Annotated in this window: 3 protein-coding genes and 1 pseudogene; 1 reads left to right on the forward strand and 3 read right to left on the reverse strand. The window is 73.7% G+C overall.

Annotated elements, in window-relative coordinates; translation table 11 throughout:
• On the forward strand, positions 1–487 hold a 487-nt coding region (locus tag ABZ749_RS33120), incomplete at its 5' end, for a DUF4129 domain-containing protein (RefSeq protein WP_357234866.1).
• 392 nt (positions 488–879) lie between these two features.
• Here ABZ749_RS33120 and ABZ749_RS33125 read toward each other — a convergent pair.
• The 3 genes and pseudogenes from ABZ749_RS33125 to ABZ749_RS33135 all read right to left on the reverse strand — a co-directional run.
• Positions 880–1,278, reverse strand: a complete 399-nt coding sequence (locus tag ABZ749_RS33125) for a DUF3040 domain-containing protein (protein ID WP_030334542.1) — start codon at positions 1,276–1,278, stop codon at positions 880–882.
• Positions 1,279–1,394: 116 nt separating this feature from the next.
• Positions 1,395–2,654: a DNA polymerase IV gene (locus tag ABZ749_RS33130; RefSeq protein WP_357234869.1), complete on the reverse strand. Its 1,260-nt coding sequence runs from the start codon at positions 2,652–2,654 to the stop codon at positions 1,395–1,397.
• Between the two features lie 64 nt (positions 2,655–2,718).
• Positions 2,719–2,854, reverse strand: a pseudogene (locus ABZ749_RS33135) (alkaline phosphatase family protein); the annotation flags it as partial.

Here is a 2,854-nt window from a genome sequence, read left to right on the forward strand (position 1 = left end):
CGGCGACAGCGAGCCGGGGGCACGTCCGGTGGTGGTCAGCGCGGACGCCAACCGGGCCCGCGCGGACGCGCACGCCGCCTGGGCGGAGCTGCTCGACACGCTTGTGGACTTCCGGGTCCCGGTCGATCCGACCGAGACGCCCAGGGCGACCGCGGACCGGCTGATCCGGGACTCCCTCGACGATGACGACGCGATCGGGTCGGCGCGGCTGCTCGGCCGGGCGGAGGAGCGGGCCCGCTACGCGCGGGACCCGCTGACCGGTGAGCCGTTGCTGCCGGCGCTGCGCGCGGTCCGTGCGGCGCTCGCGACACGGGCGGACCGACGGACCCGCCTGCGCGCCGCCGTGCTGCCGCCCTCGGTGCTGCTGCGCTGGCGCACCACGATGGCCGACAGTTCCAGCCGGATGGTGGCGCTCACCGGGCAGGCCCGGTACCGACTGCTGCGGTGGAACCCCCGACGGCTGCTGGCCGGCCGGGCAGCTCGCTGACCGGACCGGTTCCCTGGCAGGGGACGGCGGCCAACCCGCCGCCGTCCCAGCCCGGCCCGGCATCCCTGCGCCCGGCTCAGCGTCTCCAAGATCAGGAGATGAGAAGCAAGATCAGGTGATGAGAAGTAGGTCGCTGGGACGTCCCGCGCCTACTTCTCATCACATGATCGTGCGTCAGCTCCAGCGCGGCCAGCGCGGCAGCGCGGCCAGCGCGGCAGCGCGGCCAGCGCGGCAGCGCGGCGCGAGCCGGGGAGCCGGCGGGGCTGGCCCAGCCAGGGAGCCGGCGGGGGCGGGCAGCGGTAGAGGGCGTGCGGATACGACGGAGGTCGCCGGGGGCTGTGCCCGGCGACCGCTCGTCGCGGCGTACGGTCCGCCTCAGCGGCGGGACCGGCTCAGCGGTGCCCCTCCGGGCGCTGCCGCCACCTGTCCTCCATGCGGTCCAGGATTGACGACCGGCGACCGGATCGGCCACCGCGGGGACGACGACGACTCGTCGTGCCGCCCACCACGTGCAGGTCGGGTGACTGCGCCCGCCGGTGCGACTGCACCGCGAACGCGGCCGACGCCAGCATGACGACGAAGCCCGCCACCGCCAGTGGTGGAGTCTTGATCACCGCGCCATAGACCAGTAGAGCCAAGCCAGCGATGATGACGCCGGCGGCGACGAGCAGGCGACGCCGCGCATGGAAGCGCGGATCGCTGGCGCGCACGGCCGAGGCGAATTTGGGGTCCTCGGCAAGCGACCGCTCGATCTGCTCGAACAGCCGCTGCTCGTGCTCCGAGAGCGGCACGGCACTCCTCCCCGGTCACGTTGGTCGGGCCCATTCGGGCCGTCAGACCGTGGCAGCCAACCGGCTGCTTACCCGCAAGTCTACGAGGGGGGTCGCGCGTCGGAAAGCGGGACGACCTATGGGCGGGGTGGATTTTCGTTTCGACGGGGATCACGGTCGCCCATCAGACTGGCCGGACCTATGACGGACCGCCCGAAACGGGCAGCGGCGGCGTCCGCGGCAGCTTCCGCTTCGCGCCAGCCGCGCTCGGGCGCGCCGAGGGTGAGTTGCCGGGGGGCGCCCTGCGCCGGGGCGAGCCCTTCCACCCGGACACCGACGAGTCGGATCCGCTCGCCCGGGTCCAATGCGGTGTAGAGCGCCCAGACCGTGTCGAACATCTCGCGGGCGGTGTCGGTGGGAACGTCGAGGGTGCGAGACCGGCTGACGGTGCGGAAGTCGGCCAGCCGGACCTTGAGTGAGACGGTACGCCCGACCTGCCCGGAGCCGCGCAAACGGACACCGACCTTCGCGCTGAGCGCCAGCAACGCGCGGCGGATCTCCAACGGGTCGGCCACGTCGACGTCGAAGGTCACCTCGGCGCCGATCGACTTGTCGACGTGCTCGGGGCTGACCCCGCGCGGGTCGCGCCCCCAGGCCAACTCGTGCAGGTGCGACGCCGAGGCGGCACCGACGGCTCGGCGGAGCATGCCCACCGGCGCCTCGGCGAGGTCGCCGACTGTGGTCAGGCCGAGCCGTCGGAGCGCCTCGGCGGCGCGCTCCCCCACCCCCCACAGGGCGTCCACCGGCAGCGGGTGCAGAAAATCGAGCACCTGCCCCGGGGGCACGACCAGCATGCCGTCCGGCTTGGCCCGGGTGGAGCCCAGCTTGGCCACGAACTTGGTCGGCGCCACCCCGACCGAGCAGGTCAGCGCCTGCTCGTCGGCGACCCGGCGGCGGATCAGCCGAGCGATGGTGGCCGGGGAGCCGAAGAGCCGACGGGCACCTGTCACGTCGAGGAACGCCTCGTCGAGGGAGAGCGGCTCGACCAGGGGCGTGACGTCCCGGAAGATCTGCATGACGGCCCGGGAGGCGGCCGTGTAGGCGGAGAAATCCGGTGCCAGGTAGACCGCGTGGGGGCAGCGGGCCCGGGCCTGACTGGTCGGCATCGCGCTGCGGACGCCGTACCGGCGGGCCTCGTAGCTGGCCGAGCTGACCACCCCGCGCGGGCCGACACCGCCGACGACCACCGGCCGGCCGCGCAGCTCTGGGCGACGGCGCACCTCGACGGCGGCGAAGAAGGCGTCCATGTCGACGTGCAGGATCGGGCTGGCGGAGTCGTCGGCGTCCGGCCCGAAGCGCGGATCGTCGCCCCGGGGCAACGACTGGCTGCGGCCCATCCCGGCAGGTTAACCCGGAGGTACGACACCACCATCGGCCAGCGGGCCGAACCGCCCTCGGGCGTCAGCCCCGGACGACCAACAGCGGCACTGTCAGCTCGGCGGCGGTGTCCGACCCGTGGTAGGCCACCAACTTCGACGCCATCGGCCGCTCGGTGCGACTGGCCATGACCGCGTACGTGTCGTTGCAGATCACCACC

The sequence above is a fragment of the Micromonospora sp. NPDC047753 genome, from assembly GCF_040642735.1.
Classification (GTDB): Bacteria; Actinomycetota; Actinomycetes; order Mycobacteriales; family Micromonosporaceae; genus Micromonospora.